The sequence below is a fragment of the Clostridium sp. AM28-20LB genome, assembly GCF_003480665.1.
GTDB classification, from domain to species: Bacteria; Bacillota; Clostridia; order Lachnospirales; family Lachnospiraceae; genus Otoolea; species Otoolea fessa.
Window position 1 is genome coordinate 421,533 of the sequence record NZ_QUJN01000001.1, and the last position, 25,512, is coordinate 447,044.

Annotated in this window: 27 protein-coding genes and 1 pseudogene; 17 read left to right on the top strand and 11 right to left on the bottom strand. The window is 44.6% G+C overall.

The window, feature by feature from the left end; all coding sequences use genetic code 11:
* Positions 1–23: 23 nt before the first annotated feature.
* From DW739_RS01890 to DW739_RS01935, 10 genes are all read left to right on the top strand, one after another.
* On the top strand, positions 24–722 hold the full coding sequence (locus DW739_RS01890) for a YggS family pyridoxal phosphate-dependent enzyme (RefSeq protein ID WP_106999861.1): 699 nt from the start codon (positions 24–26) through the stop codon (positions 720–722).
* Positions 723–726: 4 nt separating this feature from the next.
* Positions 727–1,236 carry a cell division protein SepF gene (locus tag DW739_RS01895; RefSeq protein ID WP_022358650.1) on the top strand — a complete coding sequence of 170 codons (510 nt, stop codon included), beginning with the start codon at positions 727–729 and terminating at the stop codon, positions 1,234–1,236.
* A 149-nt stretch (positions 1,237–1,385) separates the two neighbouring features.
* Entirely contained in the window at positions 1,386–2,144 is a 759-nt protein-coding gene (locus tag DW739_RS01900) for a YlmH/Sll1252 family protein (RefSeq protein ID WP_243023711.1), read from the top strand.
* A 21-nt stretch (positions 2,145–2,165) separates the two neighbouring features.
* Positions 2,166–3,275, top strand: coding sequence for a 3-dehydroquinate synthase (gene aroB / locus DW739_RS01905; protein ID WP_118742533.1), 1,110 nt, complete (start codon positions 2,166–2,168; stop codon positions 3,273–3,275).
* A gap of 22 nt (positions 3,276–3,297) precedes the next feature.
* Positions 3,298–3,819, top strand: coding sequence for a signal peptidase II (lspA, locus tag DW739_RS01910; RefSeq protein WP_118695679.1), 522 nt, complete (start codon positions 3,298–3,300; stop codon positions 3,817–3,819).
* On the top strand, positions 3,819–4,742 hold the full coding sequence (locus tag DW739_RS01915; protein ID WP_118742534.1) for an RluA family pseudouridine synthase: 924 nt from the start codon (positions 3,819–3,821) through the stop codon (positions 4,740–4,742). The genes lspA and DW739_RS01915 overlap by 1 nt, the downstream gene beginning before the upstream one ends.
* Before the next feature lie 161 nt (positions 4,743–4,903).
* Positions 4,904–5,551: a cytidylate kinase-like family protein gene (locus DW739_RS01920; RefSeq protein WP_118695678.1), complete on the top strand. Its 648-nt coding sequence runs from the start codon at positions 4,904–4,906 to the stop codon at positions 5,549–5,551.
* A gap of 144 nt (positions 5,552–5,695) precedes the next feature.
* Positions 5,696–7,552, top strand: coding sequence for an NlpC/P60 family protein (locus DW739_RS01925; RefSeq protein ID WP_118742535.1), 1,857 nt, complete (start codon positions 5,696–5,698; stop codon positions 7,550–7,552).
* A 333-nt stretch (positions 7,553–7,885) separates the two neighbouring features.
* Positions 7,886–8,725, top strand: a complete 840-nt coding sequence (locus tag DW739_RS01930; RefSeq protein ID WP_022358643.1) for a tRNA 2-thiocytidine biosynthesis TtcA family protein — start codon at positions 7,886–7,888, stop codon at positions 8,723–8,725.
* A gap of 1 nt (position 8,726) precedes the next feature.
* A complete protein-coding gene (locus tag DW739_RS01935) occupies positions 8,727–9,782 on the top strand; it encodes a tyrosine-type recombinase/integrase (RefSeq protein ID WP_022358642.1) in 1,056 nt (351 codons plus the stop codon).
* A gap of 263 nt (positions 9,783–10,045) precedes the next feature.
* On the opposite strand, the gene DW739_RS01940 is transcribed toward DW739_RS01935, so the two are convergent.
* The 6 genes and pseudogenes from DW739_RS01940 to DW739_RS01980 form a co-directional block, all read right to left on the bottom strand.
* Positions 10,046–10,408, bottom strand: a complete 363-nt coding sequence (locus DW739_RS01940; RefSeq protein WP_118742536.1) for a helix-turn-helix transcriptional regulator — start codon at positions 10,406–10,408, stop codon at positions 10,046–10,048.
* A gap of 277 nt (positions 10,409–10,685) precedes the next feature.
* Entirely contained in the window at positions 10,686–10,973 is a 288-nt protein-coding gene (locus DW739_RS01945) for a DUF4491 family protein (RefSeq protein WP_118742537.1), read from the bottom strand.
* Positions 10,974–11,148: 175 nt separating this feature from the next.
* Positions 11,149–11,433, bottom strand: a complete 285-nt coding sequence (locus DW739_RS01950) for an Ada metal-binding domain-containing protein (protein WP_118742538.1) — start codon at positions 11,431–11,433, stop codon at positions 11,149–11,151.
* Between the two features lie 539 nt (positions 11,434–11,972).
* A complete protein-coding gene (locus DW739_RS01960) occupies positions 11,973–12,344 on the bottom strand; it encodes a DUF2500 domain-containing protein (protein WP_106999873.1) in 372 nt (123 codons plus the stop codon).
* A 288-nt stretch (positions 12,345–12,632) separates the two neighbouring features.
* Positions 12,633–13,235 (bottom strand): Type 1 glutamine amidotransferase-like domain-containing protein, encoded by a 603-nt coding sequence (locus tag DW739_RS01970; RefSeq protein WP_007888235.1) that lies wholly within the window; start codon positions 13,233–13,235, stop codon positions 12,633–12,635.
* Positions 13,236–13,551: 316 nt separating this feature from the next.
* Positions 13,552–13,662: pseudogene (locus DW739_RS01980) on the bottom strand (AraC family transcriptional regulator); the annotation flags it as partial.
* A gap of 11 nt (positions 13,663–13,673) precedes the next feature.
* Between DW739_RS01980 and DW739_RS01985 the strand changes: the two are divergent.
* Positions 13,674–13,832, top strand: coding sequence for a helix-turn-helix domain-containing protein (locus DW739_RS01985; protein ID WP_333489807.1), 159 nt, complete (start codon positions 13,674–13,676; stop codon positions 13,830–13,832).
* A gap of 366 nt (positions 13,833–14,198) precedes the next feature.
* On the opposite strand, the gene DW739_RS01990 is transcribed toward DW739_RS01985, so the two are convergent.
* From DW739_RS01990 to DW739_RS02000, 3 genes are read right to left on the bottom strand one after another with little or no spacing between them, the layout of a single operon-like run.
* On the bottom strand, positions 14,199–14,630 hold the full coding sequence (locus DW739_RS01990; protein ID WP_106999876.1) for a secondary thiamine-phosphate synthase enzyme YjbQ: 432 nt from the start codon (positions 14,628–14,630) through the stop codon (positions 14,199–14,201).
* Complete coding sequence (locus tag DW739_RS01995; protein WP_106999877.1) at positions 14,620–15,486, bottom strand: amidohydrolase family protein; 867 nt, start codon at positions 15,484–15,486, stop codon at positions 14,620–14,622. The genes DW739_RS01990 and DW739_RS01995 overlap by 11 nt, the downstream gene beginning before the upstream one ends.
* Before the next feature lie 33 nt (positions 15,487–15,519).
* Complete coding sequence (locus tag DW739_RS02000; protein WP_118491397.1) at positions 15,520–16,320, bottom strand: PfkB family carbohydrate kinase; 801 nt, start codon at positions 16,318–16,320, stop codon at positions 15,520–15,522.
* Between the two features lie 658 nt (positions 16,321–16,978).
* Between DW739_RS02000 and cobI the strand changes: the two genes are divergently transcribed.
* Genes cobI through DW739_RS02025 form a run of 4 tightly spaced genes read left to right on the top strand, consistent with a single transcriptional unit; the run spans position 16,979 to position 19,820 of the window.
* The gene (gene cobI, locus DW739_RS02010) at positions 16,979–17,674 is read left to right on the top strand and encodes a precorrin-2 C(20)-methyltransferase (protein ID WP_265104113.1); all 696 of its coding nucleotides are present in this window, start codon (positions 16,979–16,981) and stop codon (positions 17,672–17,674) included.
* Positions 17,667–18,509: an ABC transporter ATP-binding protein gene (locus DW739_RS02015; protein WP_118742541.1), complete on the top strand. Its 843-nt coding sequence runs from the start codon at positions 17,667–17,669 to the stop codon at positions 18,507–18,509. The genes cobI and DW739_RS02015 overlap by 8 nt, the downstream gene beginning before the upstream one ends.
* A complete protein-coding gene (locus DW739_RS02020) occupies positions 18,500–19,243 on the top strand; it encodes an ABC transporter permease (RefSeq protein WP_243021941.1) in 744 nt (247 codons plus the stop codon). Before DW739_RS02015 ends, DW739_RS02020 begins: the two co-directional genes overlap by 10 nt.
* Positions 19,244–19,268: 25 nt before the next feature.
* A complete protein-coding gene (locus DW739_RS02025) occupies positions 19,269–19,820 on the top strand; it encodes a hypothetical protein (protein WP_118742542.1) in 552 nt (183 codons plus the stop codon).
* Positions 19,821–19,957: 137 nt separating this feature from the next.
* On the opposite strand, the gene DW739_RS02030 is transcribed toward DW739_RS02025, so the two are convergent.
* Positions 19,958–22,207 carry an alpha-galactosidase gene (locus tag DW739_RS02030; RefSeq protein WP_106999887.1) on the bottom strand — a complete coding sequence of 750 codons (2,250 nt, stop codon included), beginning with the start codon at positions 22,205–22,207 and terminating at the stop codon, positions 19,958–19,960.
* A gap of 183 nt (positions 22,208–22,390) precedes the next feature.
* Entirely contained in the window at positions 22,391–22,693 is a 303-nt protein-coding gene (locus DW739_RS02035; RefSeq protein ID WP_022359414.1) for a LysM peptidoglycan-binding domain-containing protein, read from the bottom strand.
* A gap of 978 nt (positions 22,694–23,671) precedes the next feature.
* On the opposite strand from DW739_RS02035, the gene DW739_RS02040 reads away from it, so the two are divergent.
* Both DW739_RS02040 and lexA read left to right on the top strand, forming a co-directional pair.
* Positions 23,672–24,586: a hypothetical protein gene (locus DW739_RS02040; RefSeq protein ID WP_118742543.1), complete on the top strand. Its 915-nt coding sequence runs from the start codon at positions 23,672–23,674 to the stop codon at positions 24,584–24,586.
* Between the two features lie 182 nt (positions 24,587–24,768).
* Positions 24,769–25,386, top strand: a complete 618-nt coding sequence (lexA, locus tag DW739_RS02045) for a transcriptional repressor LexA (protein ID WP_022359416.1) — start codon at positions 24,769–24,771, stop codon at positions 25,384–25,386.
* The last annotated feature ends 126 nt before the right edge of the window (positions 25,387–25,512 follow it).

Below are 25,512 nucleotides of genomic sequence, written 5' to 3' on the forward strand. Positions count from 1 at the left end.
GAGATAAGGAAGGTGTATCACATATGGTTCAGGAACAGTTAGAAGAAGTACGTCAGAATATACGGAACGCCTGCGAGCGGAGCGGACGGAAGGTGGAGGATGTCACGCTGATCGCGGTCAGTAAGACAAAGCCGGTGCCGATGCTTCAAGAGGCATATGATGCCGGCGCCAGAGATTTCGGCGAAAACAAGGTGCAGGAGATTCTGGAGAAGGAACCGCAGCTGCCGTCTGATATCCGTTGGCATATGATTGGACATTTACAGAAAAATAAAGTCCGTCAGGTAATTGACAAGGCAGTTCTGATTCACTCCGTCGATACGGTGGGACTGGCAGAGCAGATCGAAAAAGAAGCGGTCAAACGTGATCTGGACGTTTCTATTCTTCTGGAGGTCAATGTCGCCGGAGAAGAGTCCAAATTTGGTTTTGCCCCGGAAGAAGTCGAGGAAGCGGCACGCGAAATTGCAAAGTACCCGCATGTCCACATACAGGGACTTATGACGATTGCACCATTTGTAGAGAATTCGGAAGAAAATCGTGGTGTTTTTAAAAAATTATATGAATTATATGTTGACATGAAACGGAAAAACATTGATAATGTTACTATGAATGTCCTTTCGATGGGAATGACCGGAGACTATCAGACAGCGATTGAAGAAGGTGCAACTATGGTAAGAGTCGGTACGGGCATTTTTGGAACCAGGGCAAAGATAGGAGAGAAATAGGGTTATGAGTATTCTGAACAAATTAATGGATACAATGCGTCTCACAGAGAATGATGACGATTACTTCGATGAGGAAGATTACGAAGAAGAAAAACCGGTGATTAAGAAGCGTTCTTTCGGCAAGAGGGACGAAGAGATGGATGATTACCGCCACGAGGAGGAATCTAAGCCGCGTTTTCTGCCACGTTCCTCTAACAATAAGGTAGTGCAGATGCGCCGCAGCATGGAAGTATCTCTGATCAAACCTACTTCCATGGAGGATACGAGAGAGATTTGCGATTACCTGCTGGCTGGAAAAGCTGTTGTTTTAAATATGGAAGGAATCCACATGGAGGTTGCACAGCGTATCATTGATTTTACCTGTGGCGCGACCTATTCGATGGATGGAAATCTCCAGAAGATTTCCAATTACATTTTTATTGCGACACCGTCATCGGTTGAGCTGTCCGGCGACTTTCCCGAACTCTTAGCAGACGGTTCCATGAATGTTTCCGGGATGAATCTCCACTTCTGATACTGATATACTCCCAGGTTCGCTATATATCTGAACCTGGGAGTACTTATTATACAATCGGAAATTTGTGTGATTTCTGATTGTATACAGGCTTTCTGGGCAGGAGCACACTTTATATAAGCACTTTCGAACAGGAGTAGAAACACGCGATGCTGCAGGAAAAAGAAGAACAGCTTTTAAAAAAGAGAATGATAGAACTGGCCGGACTCTGTTATCAGCGCGATATACAGACAAGTACCGGCTTTTTGTCGTTAAATGAACAGACGATCTTTCACTCGATCGAGAAGACGCTGCCGCCGGTGCGGACTTGCCTGACGGGCGGCTTTGAGGGCGCAGAGCGCAAACTTCTTTGTTTTCTGGCTTCGTATGACGATGAGGAGTTTGGACTTCCGATCGCCGTGTTGGAGGTCATTCCGGCAAACCTGCGCTACAGTGAGGCGCTGACGCACCGGGATTATCTCGGGGCGATCATGAACCTGGGGATTGAGCGCAGCTGCATCGGGGATATTCTGATGAAGGAAAATGGCTGTTGCGTCTTCTGCCAGGAAAAGATGGCGGACTATCTCTGCCAGGAGCTCACGATGGTGCGCCATACCTCCGTAAGCTGCCGCAGGGCGGACACGACGGAGCCAATCGCACCAAAGATGGAGCGCGTGAGTGGAAGTGTTGCATCACCGCGTCTTGACAGTGTGATCGCGATGGTATTTTCATCCTCCCGCACAAAGATACTGCCGCTCATTGAGGGCGAAAAGGTGTTTATTGACGGGAAACAGGTGACTTCCCCGGCGGTGCAGCTTAAAGAGGGCGAGATTGTATCTGTGCGCGGCATGGGAAAATTCCGCTTTGCCGGGAGCGGGGGATTGTCGAAAAAGGGACGTCTGTATGTTTATGCGGATAAATATGTGTAAAAAAGAAAGGACTGAAAACAAATGACAGCTGTAAAGAATGAGAAAATGAATCGCGTAACCGTCCACCTGGACGAGAAACCGATCTATGATATTGTGATGACCGAAGATTTTTCGGCACTTCCGGGTGAAATTGAAAAACTCTCCATTTCAAACCGCCGTCTCTGCATCGTGACGGATTCGAACGTAGAAAAATTATATCTGAACGAGGTAAAAGAACTTCTGGCGCCGTGCTGCAAGACGGTAATTTCGTTCGTATTCCCGGCGGGCGAGGAGCACAAAAACCTAGATACCGTCCGTGATTTATATGAAACCCTGATTTTGAACCATTTTGACCGCAACGATATGCTGGCAGCACTCGGCGGCGGAGTTGTGGGCGATCTCTGCGGATTCGCGGCGGCGACCTATCTGCGCGGCGTTGCCTTCATGCAGATTCCGACGACGCTTCTTTCCCAGGTGGACAGCAGTATTGGCGGCAAGACAGGCGTTGATTTTGACGCGTACAAAAATATGGTTGGCGCGTTTCATATGCCGAAGCTGGTATTTACCAATATCAATACGCTTCAGACACTTCCGGACAACCAGTTTTCCGCCGGTATGGGTGAGGTTATAAAGCACGGTCTGATCAAGGATGCGGCATATTATGAGTGGCTGCTTGAAAATGCGGCAGATATCTGGGGAAGAAAGCCGGAGGCACTCCGCAAGACAGTGACCTGGAGCAATGAGATCAAGCGTGCCGTGGTAGAGAAGGATCCGACCGAAAAAGGCGACCGTATGCTCTTAAACTTTGGTCATACGCTGGGACACGCGATAGAGAAGCTGAAAAACTTTGAACTTCTGCACGGTGAATGTGTGGCACTCGGCGCGTTGGCAGCGATGAAGCTGTCAGAAAACCGCGGCATGATCAAGCCGGAGGAAACAAACCGATTTAAAAAAGCGCTGGGAGAATTCCATATCGGTACGCAGGTATTCGGACTTGAAAAGGATGCGATTGTGGCAGCGTCCAAGAGCGACAAGAAGATGGATTCCGGCATCATCAAATTTATTCTCCTTCATTCCATCGGCGACGCCTACGTGGATCGCACGGTAACCGAGGACGAGATGAAACAGGCACTCAATCAGGTGCTGGTATAATAGCAGGAAAGGAATCAGGTGCATGAACACGAAATTACGACAGTTCTTTATCTTTTTTATCGGGCTAGGAGTCAGTATCGGACTGGATCAGTTTACAAAACATCTGGCAGTTGTCCATCTGAAGGGGCAGAAGCCATTTGTGCTCATTAAGGGTGTGTTTGAATTTTATTATTCTGAAAATCGCGGCGCTGCTTTTGGAATGCTGCAGGGACGCCAGGGATTCTTCTTCCTGATCGCAGCGGCAGTCATTCTGGCAGTTTTATGGGCGGTATACCGGATGCCGGATGGAAAGCGGTATCTGCCGCTGATGTGCAGCTTATTTCTGCTCGTATCAGGTGCAGTTGGCAATATGATCGACCGCATGACTCAGAAATATGTGGTGGATTTCCTGTATTTTAAGCTGATTGATTTTCCGATTTTTAATGTGGCAGATTGCTATGTGGTGATCGCGACCTTCTCGCTGATTCTCCTTTTTTTCTTCTTCTATTCGGATGAGGAACTGGAATTTCTCTCTTTTAAAGGCATGAAAAAGGAGTCAGAGTGATGATACAGGAATATCTGGTTCCAGAAGAGGCAGCTGGAACCCGCATCGATAAATTTCTGGCGGACGCCTGCCCGGCTCTGTCCCGTTCCTTTTTGCAGAAACTTCTGAAAGAGGGCAGCGTTACAGCAGACGGAAAGGCGGTTAAAAGCAGTTTCAAGGTAAATGGCGGGGAAACGATCGCCTTTGAAGTTCCGGAACCGCAGGAGGCGGCGATAGAGGCGGAAAATATCCCGTTGGATATTTTGTATGAAGATTCGGATGTGATTTTAGTCAATAAGCCGAAGGGGATGGTTGTCCATCCAGCAGCAGGGCATTATACCGGGACTCTGGTCAATGCGCTGATGTATCATTGCAAGGATCAGCTCTCCGGCATCAACGGAGTCATGCGTCCGGGGATTGTCCACCGGATCGATATGAACACAACCGGCGTGCTGGTAGTATGCAAGAATGATTTCGCCCACAATTCTCTCGCAGAACAGCTCAAGGTGCATTCGATTACCCGCGTGTATTATGCCATCGTATTTGGCAATCTGCGCGAGGATGAGGGCACTGTCCATGCGGCGATTGGACGCCATCCGACGGATCGCAAAAAAATGAGCATCCACTCTAAGCAGGGGCGCGACGCAATCACGCATTACCGCGTCCTGAAACGCTTCGGGGCATATACATTTATCGAGTGCCGCCTGGAGACGGGACGCACACACCAGATCCGCGTCCATATGGCAAGCATCGGTCATCCGCTTCTGGGCGATGAGGTGTACGGTCCGGCGCGGCAGCCATTTTCACTGGAAGGGCAGACCCTGCATGCAGGAGTCTTAGGCTTTATCCATCCGCGGACCGGGGAGTATGTGGAGTTTTCTGCGCCGCTGCCAGCGTATTTTGAAGAACTGCTGGAGAAGCTGCGGAAAAAAGCTGGAAAGTAAAAGCAGCGTGAATAGTAAGATTGTTCAGATTTGTATACACATTCTTTTCAGATAGTTTATTTCTGCGTTGCCAAGAAATACCTTTTATTCCGAAATAATAATGACTTTTCAGATAGCTTGTGTTATAATAAAGGCAGAACTTGAAAGGAGTTGAGGGAGACATGAAACGGAATTTAGTAATTACAATCGGTCGCGAATGCGGCAGCTCCGGAAGAGCAATTGGACGAAAACTGGCGGAATCATTGGGAATCAAGTGCTACGATAAAGAGCTTCTTGCACTGGCAGCGAAGAATAGTGGTCTCTGTGAAGAGCTTTTTAAGACGCATGATGAGAAACCAACCAACAGTTTCTTATATTCACTGGTAATGGACACATATTCGATGGGTTACAATACATCGGCTTATATGGATATGCCGATCAACCACAAGATTTTCCTGGCACAGTTTGACACGATCAAGAAACTGGCAGATGAAGAATCCTGTGTCATTGTAGGACGGTGTGCGGACTATGCGCTGGCAGATTATCCGAACGTAGTGTCTGTTTTCATCTGTGCAGATGAGGAAGTGAAGATTCAGGAATTGATGAAACGTCACAATATTACCCGCGATAAGGCAAAAGATGTGATGATCAAGACCGATAAGCAGCGTTCTGGTTATTATAACTATTATTCCAGCAAACGCTGGGGCAGCTCCAAGAGCTATAACCTCTGCATCAACAGCAGTGTCGTAGGCATCGACGGTGCCGTAGAAATTATTAAGGAATTCGCCAAAAAGAAACAAGAATTTCTTAAGATAAACGAGAACGCATAAAAGTATAATTAAAACCGGTGTGTTTGAATTTCTGGTGAAGAATCAGAAAGGACGCACCGGTTTTTTGCGCCTGGATGTTTTGAAGATGAGATTGCGTTGGGGTATAAAAACAAAATAGTTACTTAAGATTTTGAATGTAGATACATGAAGAAAATGATGATGAAAGAAAGACATTCTTATATAATCCGAATGGCGCTCATGGCGGCATCGGGTATTTTATTGTGCGGGATTGCCGAAGCAGTGCGCCCGGAGGTGGATTTATCAGTCGGTGTGCCTGCTGATAAAGTTGTGATTGCAGATGGAATTTTAGACCAGGAGACACAAAATGATACAGACGAATCCTTCTGCGACCGTCTGATGAAGAAAATGGTACACCCGATTCACATGGCATCCCGATTTTTAAATGGTCTGGGGGCAGACTCAGAAGAATATGTTCCGTCGGAAACGGAGTATAACCTGATGGCGCTCCGGACGGAAGAGAGCGCTGTTGATCTGTCTGATCCATTGGCGGCATTTGAGTCTCTTCCATGGTATAAACTTGCAAAACGATTCCGGAGTATGGGGACAGAAGATACCTGGGGCGCGAAGATGTACGAAGCGCTTGGAACGCGGGATGCACAGTGGATATCGGAGATCTACGGGTGGATCCAGACGACACCGCTTACGGCTTCCCAGAAAATGGGGCTGCCAGCTGCACAGGTACTCGGCAGCTATGATCCCTCCAATCCAGAGCATAACGCGCAGGATCCGGCGAGCTGGGTAGTTCCAACTTGGAAAAATATCCGTTTCCAGATATGCGACGGAGACGGAAGGCCGACGTCCCTCGCATCCAATGCGACCGATATTTTGTCCATGGCAAATGTATATACATACAGCCTTGACTGGAAAAATACAGACCTGTTCAATACCTATATCAATCAGCTCTGGACCAGTTCCCACCAGTACCACGTGAGCATTAGCAATGTGTATTACTGTGAGGGCTGTACAGAACTGCCGGACGAGCCGGCAACAGAGGAAACAGCAGATGACGATGTGGAGAGCGGCAGTGCAGCAGGAGAGGCATCCTCGGAGGCTTTAGATGCCCAGGGCGCAGGAGACAGTCAGACAGCGGCAGAGGAGCCGTTAACGGAGAGCGAGGCGGCATCCACAGCAAATAATTATGTCAAACCGGCACAGGGACCGGGGGCTTCCACACAGGAGCAGGCAGCCGAATCAAAAGCGGCTGCGTCCCCGTCAGAGGCGACGTTCAGTGCGGAGAGCGCTGCGGCAGTTACATTAAATGAAAACGGAAAATATTGCCCGGGACATGTTGATCTGACCATTACCGTTAAGACAACCGGTCTGAAAGAGAAGCATAATCTGTTTGCACTCGATGGAACGGGAAATCAGGCTGTCGGGAACTGGCAGGGTTGGACGGAAGAAAAACAGACAGCCGCCCAGACACTCGCTGCTCAGGATTGGCAGGGAATGTACGGGCTTGCCAGTTCAGAGTTTGCACTCGGGAATCCGCTGACACCGGCAGAAATTGCGTCTTACCTGGATTTACTTCCAGAGGATTTATCACCGGAGCGGCGTGCCGTTATCACATGCGCGCTCAATTCCGTTGGCAAGATTCCATATTATTATGGAGGAAAACCGAGTACAGCAGGACTTTCCGGCAATCATTTTGCCAGCGTGACAAGCCCGGATTACAAGGGACGGATTTTGTCAGGGCTTGACTGTTCTGGATGGGTCAACTGGGTATACTGGACCGCGCTTGGCAATAGAATGGGTGCCGCCAGCACCTACGAGATTGTGCGGACAGGACGGGCGATCAACAGCGCAGAGCTTCAGCCGGGCGACTTGCTTGTCCAGCTTGGCGGTGATTCGCACGTTGTAATGTTTTTAGGCTGGAACGCAGACGGAACCATACTGGGCGTACATGAATCCGGCAGTGCAAGCAATGTAACGGTCGGAAAGGTTCATGCGGTCTGGCCGTATTACCGGGCGTTTTTGGATTAAGAAGTGAATAAAGAATAAAATGAATATGAATTAGTCATAAGGGATTTTGAGCTGGATGGATGTTGCCTTTGTTTTTTGCTGGAGTGTTTGCTGGTAAATGGTAAAGGCGGCATCCATCCATTTTGTGTTTAGGTTTGTTTTTATGCTGAAATACGATATTGAATAATTCGTAAAAAGATTTATTTACAAATAAAGGGAAACATGGTATGATAGGAAGATGGACATAACTATTCGTGAAAGCCTACTTTATCGAATAGTTTGAAATATAAATATGTGTATGCACTTAATCTATTTGCTAAACTATTCATTCGTTATATTTGAAAGGATGTTCTCATGAAACTTCAACGTCTTCTAAGTTTAACCCGCCAGGCGGTTGATGACTATCGTCTGATTCAATCCGGCGATAAAATAGCTATCGGTATTTCTGGCGGTAAAGACAGCCTGACACTTTTATATGCTTTACAGGGGCTTCGCCGGTTTTACCCGGAACCATTTGAACTTTGTGCTATTACAGTTGATCTGGGCTTTCAGGCACTTTCTCCGGAGGTTTCGAACCGGTTGTCGCCGACGCTTTCATCGGATGCGGCTGCATTTGATTTAAAACCGGTTCAGGAGCTTTGTGATGAATTAAACGTGCCCTACACGGTCGTCCCGACGGAAATCGGCAAGATTCTCTTTGAAACCCGTCAGGAATCCAATCCATGTGCGCTCTGTGCCAAGATGCGAAAAGGCGCTTTAAATGAAGCGGCACTGAAACTTGGCTGTAATAAAATCGCCTATGCACATCACCGTGACGATCTGATCGAAACCATGCTTTTATCCTTAATTTATGAGGGGCGTTTCTATTCCTTCTCGCCGAAAACCCATTTGGACAAAACGGGATTGACGCTGATCCGCCCGCTGATGTATGTCCAGGAAGCCGATGTGATCGGATTTAAAAACAAATATCATCTTCCTGTCTGTAAAAATCCATGTCCCGTAGATGGAAAAACAAAACGCGAGTATGTGAAACAATTAACAAGGAAACTCAACCATGATTCACCGGGGGTAAAGGATCGCTTTTTCCATGCGATTATTGATGGAAACAATCCCGGATGGCCGGAACGGACCGATCGACACCTGAAAAATTTGATACATTCGGACCTTTCATCATCACCAAAGGAGGAATTGTGATATGGCTGCACTCTCCTACCACGAACAGGAAGACATCGAAAATACAAAACGAATCCGAGGCATTCTGAAAGAGCTGCCACCGTTCTGTACCGATTTCTTCCGCGGTATTGAACCACGTACATCGGCGCGCACCCGGCTTGCGTATGCCTATGATTTAAAGACATTTTTTGATTTCCTGAAACAAGCAAATCCAGAGCTTAAATCAAAGAAGCTGCGCGATTTGCCGCTCTCTCTTCTGGATGAAATCAAATTGATGGATCTGGAAGAATATATGGAGTATCTGAAATGTTATTCGACCGAAAAACGTGAGGATCTGATGAATACAGAGCGTGGTATCATGCGGAAAGTCTCGACGGTTAAGAGCTTTTACAACTACTTTTACCGGACCGAGCGGATTCAGAATAACCCCGCTTCTCTTCTGCAGCTTCCCAAGATTCATGAAAAAGAAATTATACGCCTCGATGTTGACGAGGTGGCGCGTTTCCTGGATGAGGTTGAGGATGGCGAATGTCTGACCGAAAAACAGAAAGCCTACCATGCAAAGACCAAGCTGCGAGATCTGGCGATGATGACGCTTCTGCTTGGTACGGGGCTTCGTGTATCAGAATGTGTCGGACTGAATATCAACGATGTTGATTTCCGAAACGGTGGTCTTAGGATTCATCGAAAAGGCGGAAAGGAAGTCATCGTATATTTTGGTGCCGAGGTAGAATATGCGCTTCAGGACTATCTCAGCGAGCGTGAACATATTGTCCCAGAGGAAGGCAGCGAAGAAGCACTCTTCCTCTCCATGCAGCGTAAGCGCATTAACGTACGCAGTGTGGAAAAAATGGTCAAAAAATACGCACAGCTCGTCACACCGCTAAAAAAGATCACGCCACATAAGCTCCGCAGCACCTACGGCACTAATCTGTACCGTGAAACCGGCGATATTTACCTCGTCGCGGATGTTTTGGGACACAGTGATGTCAATACGACGAAGAAGCATTATGCGGCGCTGGAGGATGAACGGCGGCGAAGCGCAAGGAATAAGGTGCAGCTGAGAGAAAAAGAGTAAAGGGCAAAAAAGGCAAAAAGTAAAAAAAATTTTTAGGTAAAAAAGGCTAATTTCGTACTTTATTTCCGTGTAAAGTGAAAATAGTATTTTGCTAAAATAAAGTTTAAAATTCATATTTGCCAAGTAAAAACCGATGACCTCGACTGCTTATAGTCTATGCCATCGGTTTTCCTAGTTCAAGCACTCTCACTCTGCTTCATCTGTGTCTCAATAACTTCGTCTAAGTTGGCTGCTGTAGTTTGTTCACTCATAGCCTTCTGCCTCTAATAATAAACACTGCAAAGGTTTAAAATATCCTGCAACAGATCATACTCCATCTTTGTCTTATCATTCATTTGATAATTTATCAGAGCCTTTTGCGAGTACATCGCATCTACGCTTTGCGTTTTCGTTGAAAATTCCATCAAAGTATCCGGGCCAATGCCCAAACTGGTAAAAATTTTATTCAAATGCTTATCGAATGAGCTTTTACTATCTATCTCGCCATTTAAAATTTTATCTAAAGTAGGTCGATAAATTTCTGTCTTTTTGCAGAACGATACCTTAGAGAATCCATTGCCACTGATGTAGTCCTTTAATTTTATTCCTGTCAGTTTTCTCATTTCAAAAAGTTCATCAAAACGCACTCTCTATCTCTCCCAGTAACAAATTGTCAATAGTTTTTTAATCACTTTTCTTAAAAAGGCAAAAAATAGAACGTATAGTAAACGCTATGGTGCGTTGACAACGTATAGATTATTTCCATACGCTCTATCTCTCATTTCGTAAACGTTCCATAGCAAGTACCTTGCCAGCCCAAAGTGCTGCAACATGGTTTTGCAAGCAATAATCCGCAACGTTCGCTCCTCCAGTATTCACCTGTAATCTCCATACCGCCATCTTCTCATCTCCCCGCTTTCTTCTTTAGTGCTTATCCACCTTCCGCTTCGGGAACCATCCTTTTGCCACTCTTTTTTCCTGTTCTTTCAGTTCCTTAATGCTCCAAAAGCAACTGACGCCCAAAACACCCAGGGAAACCGACAAAAGTATTTCCTGCATTCTTACGGATAGAATCATACACAAAATGCCCACCAGCAAAAATACCGGCCAACAGCGGCTTCCAAAGTAATACTCCGCATATATAACAATAGGATGGAACAATCCAATCAGAAAAAAGGTAAGCACACCAATCAATATCCCACTAAAATTCATCATAACTCCTTGTCCTTTTCCTTATACAAACAGCACATTATCGCAGACCGACGCAACTTATCTTCTGCGTGCAACAGTCGCCCTCAACAGCATATCCAATATGCGCAAAGAAGAAGTATTGCAATATAGAACTACAACCTTCCTCTTCCATATTTTTTAAATATCTGACACATTTTTACGGATTGCATTTTTTACACGGATCATAACCTGCAGCAATCAGCGCATCCCTACTCTCTGATGAGGATTTTTTATTGCTCTCCTTCATCTGTTTGACCGATGAACAGGACGGCCGATGAAAATTCTTTGTATTGGTATTGAGGATATAGGATTCCGTGTTGGTCTGCTGAGAAGCTGCCTGCGTAACAGCCTGTGTGGCCTGCTCTGTTTCTGCCGTCTTGTTTGTTCCAGAAGCCGAGCTGTCCCCCGTCGCATAATTGATGTTAAAGGTCGCTTTATCCATTTTGAGGGATGTAAAGTGACCTTCTCTTAGTCAAATATAATGCCGTTCCTTTCTTCGCAAACTTTTACAGAAAGTACAAGCATCCATGTTTCGTTTTTGATAAAGAATCCGTTGCTTTGGTGAGCACTTATAATCGTGTGCACACACTGGGCATGTCCAACAAACAGGTGTTATGCAATTATCCAAAATCTGATCAGGATCACATAACAAATAGTTATCCAAATGGTTCCACTCATTCATTAAATCCGGATGCAATACGGCAAAGGAATTAACACCCGGAAGAACTTCTTTCATTGAACAATACACACAATCCACGTTTCCCGTTGCCATATCTCGAATAGAACTTATATATTCGCCACCACAATCAGGGCATTTCCAGAGTGCTCGGTAACATGAATTATTTAAATAATGTGACATTGGTTCTTCATTATTAGAAGACCATCGCGACATTAATTCTGGATTCGTTAACTTGAATTGACATAAACTTTTTCTTAAAATCACCTCCTCGTCTACTTCCTTTCACACTATCACCTCCAGAATCACACGCGCTCAAATGACAGATATCTCGTTCCCTGAAACGTAAGTTTCCCAATGTCGCCTTCCGCCAGCATTCCATATTCTCTGCCAGAAACCGACAGTTCCATCCGGTCACCGCTCTCTACCTGAAACGTGACATAGTAGCTGGTACTTGAAGTCGAATGGTAGCCATGAGTTCCAGACAGGTCACCCGCATTTGCATGGCTATGATGTGTGATATTTTCACGCTTTGCGACGATGGTTGCACTCACCGACAAACGCGGTGACTGATTGTTTTTATGCCATGTTCCGATTCCTGTCACAAACTGGAAGATGATCATGCCAAAAACCATTACGAAGATAATCGGAAACATAAACTCAAACAGCATAAACATATAGCTCACCTCTTCTTCATCTTTCGTCCAATGATTACTCTGAGCACAAAACATACGACAATCACGAAAAGCGAGGCAGCGATATACAGTAATGCTTCTGTATACCACGGTGCAGAATACGATTCGTATAGTTTCGGAAAGCGCTTATACCCATAGAAATCCATACCCGTTTTAATCACAATTATGTAGAAACTCGCATAGATAATATATTTTAATAAATCGTATAGTCCATCGTCTCCGCGATATTCTGTTTTAACCTTTTAGCATCGGCAAACTGGAATTTTCAAATTAGTCTTTGCAAATAACCTTTGAATCTTCACCATCAATTACAATTCCCTGACGGTTGTTAATTGGGCATAGATTCAAATCCGAAAACTCAGTCATTATTTTCTCGGTAACTTTCTTAAATGGTGCTGTAAGATAATGCGGAAGAACATAGAAATCAATCAAATCAATCCCTGCATCATCTTCTTGTGAGTAGTCCTCCGGCTTTTCATCCATTTGCTCGATATATTGGATGCTTGGAGCGCATATAATTGCGCCTGCCGACTCGCCGATCATCAATTTTCCATTTGCCAATTCCTTTTTCAGCAGTCCATCAGTTCCCGTTTTACGGAGCTGGTCCATAAGAAAGAAAGAATTTCCGCCGGTAAAATATATCACATCTGCTTCTTCAAAAACAGACTGTATCGTTGAATAAGCCTCCGTTGAAATATCAATTTCAGTTACGATTGCTCCCAACTTTTTGAATAATTTTCGAGCCGAGCCGACATAACCGGTGTAGCCTTCACGCAGTGAAGCTGTTGGAATAAATGCGACTTTCTTATTTTCAATTTCTTCCTTTATCAGACTTCCTACACTTGAAAAGTGCGAACATAAAAATAGTTTCATCAATATTCTCCTTTATAAATCCCGACTTGTTACTCACATTATATCATATTTTTTCTTCAGTTACATCCACCAAATTTTAGTACACTGCCATTCGGCTTGCTTCTGTAACCGGCATCCGTTTAATCTTCTCCTGCATTTCTTCCTCGGTTGTAGTAGATTCCTGCCAGCCTCTGTTCACGATCATTTTTCTGGATCTTCTGTTGGTTCTGGAAGTCTCCGGCTGCTTTTCCTATAACGGTATGGGTTTCCGTCTGAAACTTCCGTTCCGGATTTTTCTTTGTGGATACAGAAAGCTCTTTTCCATTAATAGAACCGTTTATAACAACATATCTTTCACGCATTTACTCCGATAGTCACTCGGCGATATTTTGTATCTTTCTTTAAATGTTCGGTTAAACGTTCTTTGACTTTCAAATCCACTATCCAGTAGGAATCCGAATCACCAATGCTCAGATTTTACTTGAAACAACAACTTATTCCATCAATGAGATTTCTAAGATTGTCGGGTATGATAACCAGCTTTATTTCAGCCGACTCTTCCACAAGCTAAAAGGATATTCACCTAGAGAATACCAAAAGATAAGAAATAAGTTCTGAAAACCATAATATTATAAAAATCCAATTTATTTAAAAAGAGGATTAAAAATGTTACATTCCTAGTTTTCTTATCACAAGTTGCTTCTAATACATGATTCCCCTTAAATAAAAGATAATATAAAAAGGTCACTTTACCCATTTTGAGGGATGTAAAGTGACCTTCTCTTAGTCAAATATAATGCCGTTCCTTTCTTCGCAAACTTTTACAGAAAGTACAAGCATCCATGTTTCGTTTTTGATAAAGAATCCGTTGCTTTGGTGAGCACTTATAATCGTGTGTACACACTGGCATCGAATTCGATGCAGAAGAATAGCGCCTCACTTTGGCAAAGCAGGGCGCTATTCTCTGTTACAGGAAAAATTAGGTTATTCTCCCATGATCTGAACCGTATATTTTCTTATCTTCAGTCCATCGAACTCCACAAAATAAATATCCTGGGCACTTCCGCCCGCTGTTTTTCCATCTATTACCGGAAGCACACAATGATTTCCGCAAAGCATTGACTTCAAATGTCCCGGGGCATTTCCGCTGCAGGTTCCATAGCTTGGAAGCATATGGGTATGCACGTAATCTCCGTCTGTTGGTATCAACCGTTCCAGCGTCAGTTCAATGTCCTTTTCCACACAGGGAAGGCTTTCATTTATCATAATCGCCGTAGTCGTGTGCATGGATATGACAAAAACAACTCCCGCTGTGATTCCGCTGGCAGCCACGTCCTTTTGCACCTGATCTGTGATTTTTACCATTTCAAATTCCTGTCTGCTGGCAATTTCATGCGTATAAGATTTAATAATCATAGCCTCTTCCTTTCATTCCCAGAAACACTTCCGCATTCTCTCCCAGGATTTTTTTCAGCACATCTGGACGAAGATTTAGTTTTTCCAGACCGTCCTTTGTTCTGACCTGGCGAAATCTGGGGAGGTTGGATCCATACATCACCTTATCCATCAGATTATTCTGCAGCCATCCCGGAGCCATATTTTTCAAGAAAATCTGTTCATAATAGTTTTTGGGGCTGTCCATAAATACCGTCGCCGTATCTGTATAAACATTGGGATACTTTAACAACAGCATGCACAGCTCATCCACCCAGGGCCATCCCAGATGCGACAGGCAGAACCGAAGCGTCGGATATTCCACGGCGATATCTTCAAACAAAATCGGACGTGTATATTTTGACGGGGAATCCGGTTCCCAGCTGAAGCCGCTGTGAAACAGTACCGACTTGTCATACTTTGTGCACAGATCTAATAACGGTTTTAACCGTCTGTCATCCGGATACATATTTAAATGGGATAAATTCAGCTTCAGACCCATCAAATTCAGCTTTTCAAACGCGTCCTTCAGTTTTTCTGCCGCACATTCCTCTCGCGGATCGACACTGGCAAAGCCGATAAAGCGTTCCGGAAACAATTCTACGATCCTCTTTACTTCTTCGTTTGACACAATCGGCTGTCCCATCGATGCAGAATAATCTTCCGCAAGAATTACCGCCCGATCCACTCCGGCATGATCCATCACAGCCATGACCTGCTCCATGGGCACAGGAGATGATTTGTACAGGCCAAACGCCTTCTTTCTGAAATTCACCCTGTCCGAATCTGTACAGATCGGACCAAATAACACCGGGTGTACATGTACATCAATAATCACGAAACGACAACTCCTTTCTCTCCAAAGCTTCCTTTACACATGATAAGGTTCAAATATACTGACAATCTCAGCAGCCTTTTTCGCGCCGGAAAGCATACATTCCGGTATGCTCCTGCCCCGAAGAACTCCGCTCATAAAGCCGGCGCCATAGGAATCTCCCGCGCCTACGGTATTCACCAGCTTCGGTGCCGGTATGCACGGCTGTCGATAAAACTCTGTTCCGTCAAAAGCCAGAGAGCCTCCTTCCCCAAACGTGGCAAGCAGCACCTCGGCTCCCATGGAACAGCCCATCCGCAAAAGCTCTCTTACCTCCTCGGTCTCCTCTTCAAATGAAAAAATACCATAATTGATATTTTTTAGAATGGTCGGAACATCCTCATGCCGATACCGCTTAGAAAAATCAAAATAGATCTTCGTTCCCTTGCTTCTCATGTCCTTCAGCAATCCTGTCACATTCCACGAAAGATCGGTATGAATGTAATCCTGTGTCCGGATAAAATCCATATCCTCTCCCGTTGGCTGATATGGAATCATGACTCCTTTTTCCGCCCTGTGATGCACCCGGTCTCTGCCATTTAACAGCATCTCTATCACTGCCGTCTGTCCCCCGGGAACAATGGTAACATGTCCGGTATCTACCTTCCTTTTCTGACACGCTTCCAGCATAGACTGTCCATAGGCATCATCTCCAATCGCCGTCACCACGGACGGTACAAGCTCGGGAACCAAATCCATCAGATTAAACATCAGATCGATTCCATTGCCTGTCGGGTAACTGATATTTAAGTTTTTGTATACATCAATGCAGGTGAATCCTACCGCTGCAAACCGCATAGCTGTTCCTCCCTCTGTTTATCTTCGTCACTGCATATACATTTTTAAATTCCGTACATTTTTCTTATCATGTTCAAACGGATTAAAATAATATGCGGCATCTGCTCCAAGCATTCCGGCATACGCTGCAAAATTCAGCGCCTGCCCCCCAGGAAACATGGTTTTTAAATGGATGTACTTATCACATACATTGTCCCCAATCCCTATTACCTTCATTTCCTCAGCTTCTTTAGTCGAATTCCTCTTCAATCGATTGATTATATATCATTATATAATGTTATGATATCATATTAGCGCTTCTGGATCATTTTGTCAATAGGATTTTATAAGAAAACAAGAAAAAAATGCGGCCACATTGAGCCTGCGCTCAACATGTCTGCATCATTCCTTTTTCAAATGAAGCGATTTGAAAATGTACTTTATTCTGTTTCGAAATAAAGTACATTCTGAAATAAAGTGCATTTTGAAATTTTTGTACTTTATGCTATAATCCTTGTATCTAAGCCATTTATTAACCACTAACTATAAAGTACAAAATTTTTTACTTTTGAAAAAGGCTAATTTCGTACTTTATTAAAAAAGCAAAAAAGGCATCATACAAAAATTTTAAAAGTTGAACACTTGAATTTCTCACAGTTTTCACAGAAAGGAAATGTTTATGATAAAAGGAACCTTATATGGCGTAGGAGTAGGTCCGGGCGATCCGCGGCTCATGACATATCTGGCAGTTGACACGATTCAGAAGTGCCCGGTGATTGCGGTACCGGCGGATGGAAAGGAAAATGCAGTTTCCTATAAAATTGCCAGTGGGATCGTGGAAAATCTGGATGAAAAGGAATGCTTAAACCTCACTACTCCGATGACAAAAGATAAAGCTGTTTTAAATGCAGCATACCAGGCTGCCTCGAATCAGATTATAGAGCAGCTGGAACAGGGGAAGGATGTTGCCTGCCTCACGCTCGGAGATCCGACGATTTACAGTACCTATATTTATATCCATCGGATTGTAAAAGCACATGGTTATGCAACTGAAATCATTAATGGCATTCCGTCCTTCTGCGCGGTCAGCGCCAAGCTTCAGGACAGTCTTGTTGACCGCTCAGAACAGCTTCATATTATTCCGTCCACTTATGATATTGAGGCGGCGCTGGAACTTCCAGGTACCAAGGTTCTGATGAAAGCAGCTTCCAAGATGCCGCTTGTCAAGGCGACCCTGAAAGAAAAGCATATGACAGGTACCATGATCGAAAATTGTGGTATGCCAGAGGAGCATATTTATCATAAAATTGATGAAATTCCAGATCGGGCAAGTTATTATTCGATTATTGTCGTGAAGGAAGGGAACCATGATTGAATTAAAGCATCTGACAAAAAAATACGATCATTTTCTGGCGGTCGAGGATCTGAACCTGAAAATTGGGACAGGCGAGTTCTTCGGGCTTTTGGGACCGAATGGTGCCGGAAAAACGACCACCATCGGAATGCTCTCCACTCTCCTGCTTCCGACTTCGGGTGAAATCTGGATCAACGGAGAGCTGCTGACCCGTCAGAAAAACCAGCTGAAACAAAAACTCAGTGTCGTTACGCAGGAATACTCGATGCGCCAGGATATGACGATGAACGAGATTATGGAATATCAGGGACGTCTTTATTATATGCCGATCAAAAAGATTCGGGAGCGGTCAGAGGAATTGCTGGAATTCTGCGGGTTGATCGATTATCGGAAGAGAACCGTCCGAAAGCTTTCCGGAGGCATGAAGCGGAAGCTGATGGTCTGCCGGGCACTTTTAACGGAACCGGAAATCCTTCTTCTGGATGAACCGACTGCAGGGATGGATGCATTTGTCCGCCGTCAGATGTGGAATCTTCTGAAAAAGCTAAATCAGCAAAAGCTTACCATTCTTCTGACAACGCATTATATGGAAGAAGCAGAAACGCTTTGTGACCGTGTCGGCTTTATGTGCGGTGGACGTCTGGAGGAAACAGATGCTCCGGGGCATATGATAGAGACGCTGGGGCGGTATGCGGTTGATGAGACTTCACCAGATGGGCTGAAATCACACTATTTTCATGGAAAGGAGGAGGCAATTCAGTATTTGTCCGCGTCAGAACAGGAAACAGCGCTTCGCAGTACGACATTGGAAGATGTATTTCTGGAGACAATCGGGCAGCAGCTGGAATGCCGGTAAAAATGGGTATTCTTACTGTGTTATGGGAAAAATGGGTAGAATTCCGGCGGGATTTTTATAAAATCACGCTGGCTGCCATGATTGCTCCTCTTTTATATATTCTGGTGTTTGGTCTTGGAATCCAGACCATGTCGCACGGACAATCGTATCTGAACTTTCTGATTCCGGGAGTGGTTGCCCTGACGACCATGAATGGCAGTTTCAATGCTATCGCCCAGAATTTAAACGTCCAGAGATTGTACGAAAAAGCATTTGACCAGGTCATCATCTCTCCTACCCCGCTGTGGCAGTTCATCGCGGGACAGATCATCGGCGGAAGTCTCCGGGGATTATATGCGGGAGCCGTGATTATTCTTCTGATTTTGCCGATCGGAACGGGGCTCTGTTTTAACGGCTGGTCGTTCCTTCTAATGTTTTTAAACGGATCTGTGTTTTCCACAATTGGAGTTGTGGTATCTTTTTATGCCAAAAACCATGCCGATGTGCCGCGCTTTTCGAATTACGTGATTATGCCGATGGCATATCTGTGCAATACATTCTTTTCAGCCCGGAGTATGCCGGATGGTCTGCGCCAGGTGATTGAATATCTGCCGTTATCGCAGACCAGTGCGGCGCTTCGCAGCATCGCCAATCATGAGGCATTTTCTTATACAACGATTGGGATCCTGCTTCTGTATTTGGCGTGTTTTTCGGTTGCTGCGTCCTGGTTTCTGTATAAGAAAAAGAATTTATAAACACAGGGTAAGGAGTTTTCTGTCTATGAAAAAAATAGGTTTCATTCTTCTGGGAATCATTTGTATCTTATTTAGCAGCCGGTGGACGTTGACGGCGCAGGCAGATGCTGGAACGCTGCTTTCCCTGGAGGATGGTGAATATGCCATCGAGGTAACGATGACTGGAGGAAGCGGAAAGGCTTCGATCCAAAGTCCTGCTCTTCTGACGGTGACAGATGGAACGGCATACATATCCATCACATGGAGCAGTTCCAATTATGATTACATGGTGGTAGATAATAGAAAATACGAGAATGAAAGTGCCAAGGACGCAAATTCTCATTTTACGATCCCTGTTTTGGATCTGACAAAAGAACTTACAGTCAGGGCGGATACACTGGCGATGGGAACGCCTCATGAAATCGAATATACCCTTCAATTCAATACTACGTCGATTGCGTCTAAGAGCACACTTCCGCAGGAAGGGGCGAAACGTGTGCTGATGATGGCAGCCGTTATTATTATCGGTGGCGGGATTCTGAATCATATCGTAAATGAACGCCGGAAGCGGGATTATACGGGGAAACGCCGGACTTAAATTAAAAGGGATTCGTAACTGTTCAGTACCTTCACAGTCACGCGCAGTAAATGCGCAGACCTACTGAACAGTTACAGGGATTCTTCTTTAAAAACCAGATTCGGGAGCATCCCCTTTCAATGCTTTTATCTTATTTATTATTCAGCCTGCTTTTGTACATAAAACAGGCGAGAATCAAAGTCGCAGCTCTCTCTTCTACCATCCATATACTGTCCGGAAGAGGCGTCACTGGTAATCAGTCCTAAATTCATCAGTTCGTCACCATAGTGGGTGCTTACGGCACTTTCATGTCCTTCTGTATATTCCGTGACATTGTAAAGATCGGATTCTTCCAGTCCCTGTAAATACAGCCGCGTAAACGGACCATTGGCTACATTCAGTGTCCGGTACCAGCCGACCAGGGCTTCTGTGCGGTCTTCACTGACTACCATCCAGGCAGTGATATTGTTTTCAAACGGACTGGAAAGTCTGTAAAAAGTACCATACTGAATCAGGGACCGGTGCTGTTTCATAAAGGCGGTCTGAATTTTTAATTCAGATAGCTCATCTTCTCCGAGCTGTGCCAGATCCAGTTCATAGCCGAAAGTTCCGAAGAACGCGGTATTGGCACGTGTCCAAAGCGGTGTCTGACGATGAAGCTGATGGTTCGGAGAAGCAGATACATGGGATCCCATCGAGCTGATCGGGTAACCATAGGAAGTACCGTATTGAATCCGCAGGCGTTCAATCGCATCTGTATTATCACTGAGCCATCCCTGCGGTGCGTAATACAGCATACCTGCATCAAAACGCGCTCCGCCGCTGGCGCACGATTCGAACAGAATGTCCGGAAAGCGTGTTGTCAGCCGCTCATACATCTGATAAACACCCAGAATATAGCGGTGAAATACTTCTCCCTGCTGTCTGGCGGAAACTCCTCTGCTCCATACATCACTGAGACTTCGGTTCATATCCCACTTGATATAGGAAATGGAGGCGCCTTCCAGAATCGATGCAATCTTTTCATAGATGTAATCAAGGATCTCCTGCCGGGAAAAATCCAATACATACTGGTAACGTCCGTGACAAGGCGTTCGCCCTGGAACCTGGAGGATCCAATCAGGATGCGTGCGGAATAAATCGGAATCGGCATTTACCATCTCCGGTTCGATCCAGAGACCAAACTTCATGCCAAGCGCTTCTATCTTCTGTGCCAGTCCGGAAAGACCGTTTGGCAGACGGTCACGGTTTGCCTCCCAGTCGCCCAGTCCGGCTTTTGAGCTGCTTCTGGCACCAAACCAGCCGTCATCTAAAACAAACAGCTCTATGCCGCATTTCTGCGCTCTGGAAGCCAGCTGTAGAAGTTTTTCTTCGGTAAAATTGAAGTAAGTTGCCTCCCAGTTATTGATCAGGATTGGGCGCTCGCGATCACGCCAGTACCCCCTTGCCAGTCGGCGCCGATACAGCCGGTGAAAAGTCTGGCTCATGTCGTTAAGTCCCTGAGAGGAGTAAACAAGCACTGCCTCCGGAGTCTGGAAGGTTTCACCAGGGTTCAGCTCCCAGCTAAAGCCAAACGGATTAATTCCTATCATAAGACGGGTGGTTCCATGTGACTCCACTTCTGCCTGAGCCAGAAAATTACCGCTGTAAATCAAGCTGCAGCCAATGGCTTCTCCCTGAAATTCGTCAGCCGAAGGGCGTTTTAAAATAATGAACGGATTCTGCTCATGGGAAGAATGTCCCCGGGTGCTGTCAATCGCCTGAATGCCATACTCAAGCCTGCGTGTGTGGAGTGCGCGCTCTCTCGCCCATGCCCCAGAAAACTGCATCCACTCATAATCGTGGTCAGGAAGATCCAGGCAAAGACTCATCGCGGTCTGAACCTGTACAGAAATGTCTCCCTGATTGGAAATAGAAGCACTTCGGGCAATGACACCGCCCTCGACAAATATTGTATATAAAAGATGCAGCTCCAGATTAGTATGGGTATCTTTTAACGTAATAATAAGAGTTTCAGCTTCCCCGTCCTGTTCAGTATAAGTAGCAGGAAGTCCTGGCAGTTTTGGCTTTCCGGATGTAACCTGATATCCAGTAAATTGAAAATCTGAATAGGTACTTCCATCATTCTGGAGAATCTCTACTGCCGGATGACGGTAATCACCGCTTCCGTAAGTACCGTACTCCAGCTTAATATGTCCAAGTGAAAAGGTGCGATCGTTTTCATAGAGATAAGATGCCATGTCTCTGGGAGCTAATTCAAGAAGGTATGAGAAATCTTCCTTGTCACGAATCTTTTTCCCATAATACAGCTGTCCCATATGTCCGTTTGGAAGAACCATCATGATATAGCTGATGGTCTGGTTATATAAATGAAATATCTTCGATGATTCGTGATATACAATACTCATATCCTTATTTCCTCCTGTTCTTCTGTCGCTTGTCATTTAATCAGATATAGACTGCTTGCTAAACTTTATTCTACCAGAAAATAGATTAAATGAACAGACTACGGACAGGAATATGGAAAATTCTATAAATTTGATTCTGTCTCTGTTATCGGTTGTGTGTACGTGTATGTGAACGGTAACGATTTATTTATAATAACGAATGGTCAGGTAATGCCCTGCGTCAATATGGTCATCCGAAAGACTGTTCATCTGGCGCAGCTCCCGTACATACTCTTCAACTGACTCCTCCGAATCTGCACAATATGTCTGAGCAATGCTCCAGAGCGTATCTCCATCTTTCAGATGAATACTGGTATAGTACTTTTCCGGTCTAGTATCTGCTTCTTCCTCAGCCATCACATACATCAGACTCCGTCCAAAAAAGCCCGAAAGCAGCATGATGAAAACAACAGCTAAAACCATAACACCTTTTTTCAACGTATACATTTGCAATCTTCTCCTCTCGTGTTTTGTTGGAATCGTCTTTTTGTATTCAAATCTGTTCTTAAAGAATGAGAAGAGATTTGAATATTATAAAAATGTCAGGAACATCTGTTCTGTATAGCTACATTATACGATACGAACAAATGTTTGTCAATGGTTTCGAAAGAAAAAAGCAAACATTTGTTCGCAGCTTGCTACTGTTCACGCATACGTGCCCAGTAACGAAATTTTCCGTGTCTTCGCATTTAAATACGGCAAATTTCTGTTGCCACCACCTTTTCTTACGGTATTTTCGGTTTCAAAAGTGCCGTAAGAAAACGCGGCTCTGCTCGTAAGCAGCAGACACCTGCTCCCTATAAAAATCTAAATACTTTAGGTATATAGATTTTTATAGGGAATCATACATATTGCACAAAACTGCGCTGCTATTTCTGGCAAATATAACCACAAAAGTCGATGAAACTATTCGCGAAAGCATCCTTTCACGAATAGTTGATAGTTTCATTCCTATTTTTACTATCGAAATCATAATCTATGTATAACAATAATTATGTATAACATATATATAACATATCACAGAATCAGATTGACGCCCTTGTGGTTTCATGATAATCTATATACATAAAATAAAGTATGACGCAATTTGAAATTTCAGTTTAAATCGAACGTTATAAGACTTGGCGCATGATCTTTGCAAAACACTTCTTTGAAATCAGTTTGATAAGCAGCGTATTATATCGCGTAACTGTCTACATGAGTATGAACCGTTACCATCTCGCAGCAAGAATGTCAGGGTATTAAACAAACAGGTAACTGTTCAGTACCTTCACAGTCACACGCAAAAATCCATTAAAAATTACCTACGGCAATGGGATTTTTGCCTGCTGACCCATGTTTTCGTACGGTCAGCGCAGTAAATGCGCAGACCTACTGAATAGTTGCATAAACAGTTACAAAAAAATAGATTGGAGAATATAGAATATGGGAGAAATTAAACAGGCAAACTTTCGAATCGATTCCGATACAGCGGATGCTTTCCGTGCATTTTGCGAACAAAAAGGAATGAACCAGGCCCAGGGCTTTGATCATGTGATGCAGGTGTTTGAGTTAAATCAAGCCAAATCCTCAATTCCGGGGAGAAGTGTCGAGATTGAGGAGTTTGAAACCATGGTTAAGTCCATCACCTCCGCATATCTGTATAGCTTGGAATTGAACCAGAATGCAGAAGCCAGAGCACGGGAGGAGTTCTCTTCTGAACTCCAGAGAAAAGAACTGCGCCTCACAGAGTTACAGAAAAAAGTAGAACAACTTCAAGCAGAAAAGAAAAAAATGGATGCGGAGTTCGCTTTGCTGACCAAGCAGGAACAGACACTCACCGAACAGCTAGAATCGCTCAGAAAAGGTGCTGCTGACCAGGAGCAGATCAACCAGATGCTGAAGGAGAAACTAGAAGAGGCACAAAATCAGCTGAAGAAAAATGAACATTCAAAAGAATCAGAAGAAATGCTTAAGAATGAGCTTTTACAATGCAAACAGGAGCTTCATGATACGGTACTTGCTCTCTCTCACTCTCAGAAGGAACAGGAGGTAAAGTCAGAGTCCTATCAGCATGCATCCGATCGGATTCTGGCACTTGAAACTGAAAATAAAGAATTACAGCAGAAACTCACAGAACTTACCCAGGAATTATCAAAACAAAAAGCGGATGCTGATGTGGGTCTTCAGCAATGCAAAGCCCAGGCGGAGCTTACGATGGAGCGTGCACTATTCAAAAAAGAACGGGAAATGCAGGAACTCCTTCGTCAGGCAGACAAAGAAAATGCCCGTCTGGAAGTGCTGCTTGAGCAGGCAAGAGAACAGCTTAAAAAAGAAAACATTGATAAAGACGAACAATAGTTTGCATTTTGCCCGAACATATGTTACTATATATAATATAATAAGGGCTTACTATAGGCCAAACCTTTCAGTGATTCAGCTGCTGGTCCCATCAGGTGGGCGTTCGACTTGTATCCTGCCAGAATCACTGTATATCCGATATTAAAAACATTTTATATACTTCATCGACAGGAGGAATCTATATGGCACAGGGACGTATTACAGATAAACAGAAAGAGATCTTGGAATTTATTAAAGCATGCATTTTAAAGAAAGGTTATCCGCCGACGGTACGTGAAATTTGTGAAAAGGTACAGCTTAAATCTACCTCTTCTGTCCACTCTCATCTGGAACAGCTTGAGAAGAACGGATATATTCACCGGGATCCGACGAAACCGAGAGCCATCGAGATCGTTGATGACACCTTTAACCTGTCCCGCCGCGAACTGGTGAATGTACCCCTTATCGGTACTGTAGCAGCCGGTGCGCCGATTCTGGCTGATGAGAATGTGGAGAACTATTTCCCGATTCCGGCAGAACTGCTTCCGAACAGCGAAACTTTTATGCTGAAGGTCCGCGGCAATAGTATGATCGATGTGGGCATCTATGACGGAGATCGTGTTATCGTGGAACAGACCAGTGTCGCAGAGAATGGCGAGATCGTGGTTGCACTCATTGATGATTCAGCTACCGTTAAGCGTTTCTTCAAGGAGAACGGTCACTATCGTCTCCAGCCAGAGAATGCAACCATGGATCCGATTATTGTGGATAAAGTACAGATTCTTGGCAAAGTAATCGGTCTGTTGCGCCTTATGCGGTAACACCTTGGTTTGCTGCCGCTTACCTTTCGCTTATTATCTGAAAATGACAGAAGCATTATGTGGCAAAATTTAACTCAAAAGCTCTATGCTATTCGTTGACGTCCGGAGATACGGTACGCTCAATTT

Coding starts and splice junctions, on each gene's coding strand:
- DW739_RS01890 (WP_106999861.1), top strand. CDS start 24: ATGGTTCAGGAACAGTTAGAAGAAGTACGTCAGAATATACGGAACGCC.
- DW739_RS01895 (WP_022358650.1), top strand. CDS start 727: ATGAGTATTCTGAACAAATTAATGGATACAATGCGTCTCACAGAGAAT.
- DW739_RS01900 (WP_243023711.1), top strand. CDS start 1,386: ATGCTGCAGGAAAAAGAAGAACAGCTTTTAAAAAAGAGAATGATAGAA.
- aroB (WP_118742533.1), top strand. CDS start 2,166: ATGACAGCTGTAAAGAATGAGAAAATGAATCGCGTAACCGTCCACCTG.
- lspA (WP_118695679.1), top strand. CDS start 3,298: ATGAACACGAAATTACGACAGTTCTTTATCTTTTTTATCGGGCTAGGA.
- DW739_RS01915 (WP_118742534.1), top strand. CDS start 3,819: ATGATACAGGAATATCTGGTTCCAGAAGAGGCAGCTGGAACCCGCATC.
- DW739_RS01920 (WP_118695678.1), top strand. CDS start 4,904: ATGAAACGGAATTTAGTAATTACAATCGGTCGCGAATGCGGCAGCTCC.
- DW739_RS01925 (WP_118742535.1), top strand. CDS start 5,696: ATGAAGAAAATGATGATGAAAGAAAGACATTCTTATATAATCCGAATG.
- DW739_RS01930 (WP_022358643.1), top strand. CDS start 7,886: ATGAAACTTCAACGTCTTCTAAGTTTAACCCGCCAGGCGGTTGATGAC.
- DW739_RS01935 (WP_022358642.1), top strand. CDS start 8,727: ATGGCTGCACTCTCCTACCACGAACAGGAAGACATCGAAAATACAAAA.
- DW739_RS01945 (WP_118742537.1), bottom strand. CDS start 10,973: ATGAATTTTAGTGGGATATTGATTGGTGTGCTTACCTTTTTTCTGATT.
- DW739_RS01950 (WP_118742538.1), bottom strand. CDS start 11,433: ATGGATAAAGCGACCTTTAACATCAATTATGCGACGGGGGACAGCTCG.
- DW739_RS01960 (WP_106999873.1), bottom strand. CDS start 12,344: ATGTTTATGCTGTTTGAGTTTATGTTTCCGATTATCTTCGTAATGGTT.
- DW739_RS01970 (WP_007888235.1), bottom strand. CDS start 13,235: ATGAAACTATTTTTATGTTCGCACTTTTCAAGTGTAGGAAGTCTGATA.
- DW739_RS01990 (WP_106999876.1), bottom strand. CDS start 14,630: ATGATTATTAAATCTTATACGCATGAAATTGCCAGCAGACAGGAATTT.
- DW739_RS02000 (WP_118491397.1), bottom strand. CDS start 16,320: ATGCGGTTTGCAGCGGTAGGATTCACCTGCATTGATGTATACAAAAAC.
- cobI (WP_265104113.1), top strand. CDS start 16,979: ATGATAAAAGGAACCTTATATGGCGTAGGAGTAGGTCCGGGCGATCCG.
- DW739_RS02015 (WP_118742541.1), top strand. CDS start 17,667: ATGATTGAATTAAAGCATCTGACAAAAAAATACGATCATTTTCTGGCG.
- DW739_RS02020 (WP_243021941.1), top strand. CDS start 18,500: ATGCCGGTAAAAATGGGTATTCTTACTGTGTTATGGGAAAAATGGGTA.
- DW739_RS02025 (WP_118742542.1), top strand. CDS start 19,269: ATGAAAAAAATAGGTTTCATTCTTCTGGGAATCATTTGTATCTTATTT.
- DW739_RS02030 (WP_106999887.1), bottom strand. CDS start 22,207: ATGAGTATTGTATATCACGAATCATCGAAGATATTTCATTTATATAAC.
- DW739_RS02035 (WP_022359414.1), bottom strand. CDS start 22,693: ATGTATACGTTGAAAAAAGGTGTTATGGTTTTAGCTGTTGTTTTCATC.
- DW739_RS02040 (WP_118742543.1), top strand. CDS start 23,672: ATGGGAGAAATTAAACAGGCAAACTTTCGAATCGATTCCGATACAGCG.
- lexA (WP_022359416.1), top strand. CDS start 24,769: ATGGCACAGGGACGTATTACAGATAAACAGAAAGAGATCTTGGAATTT.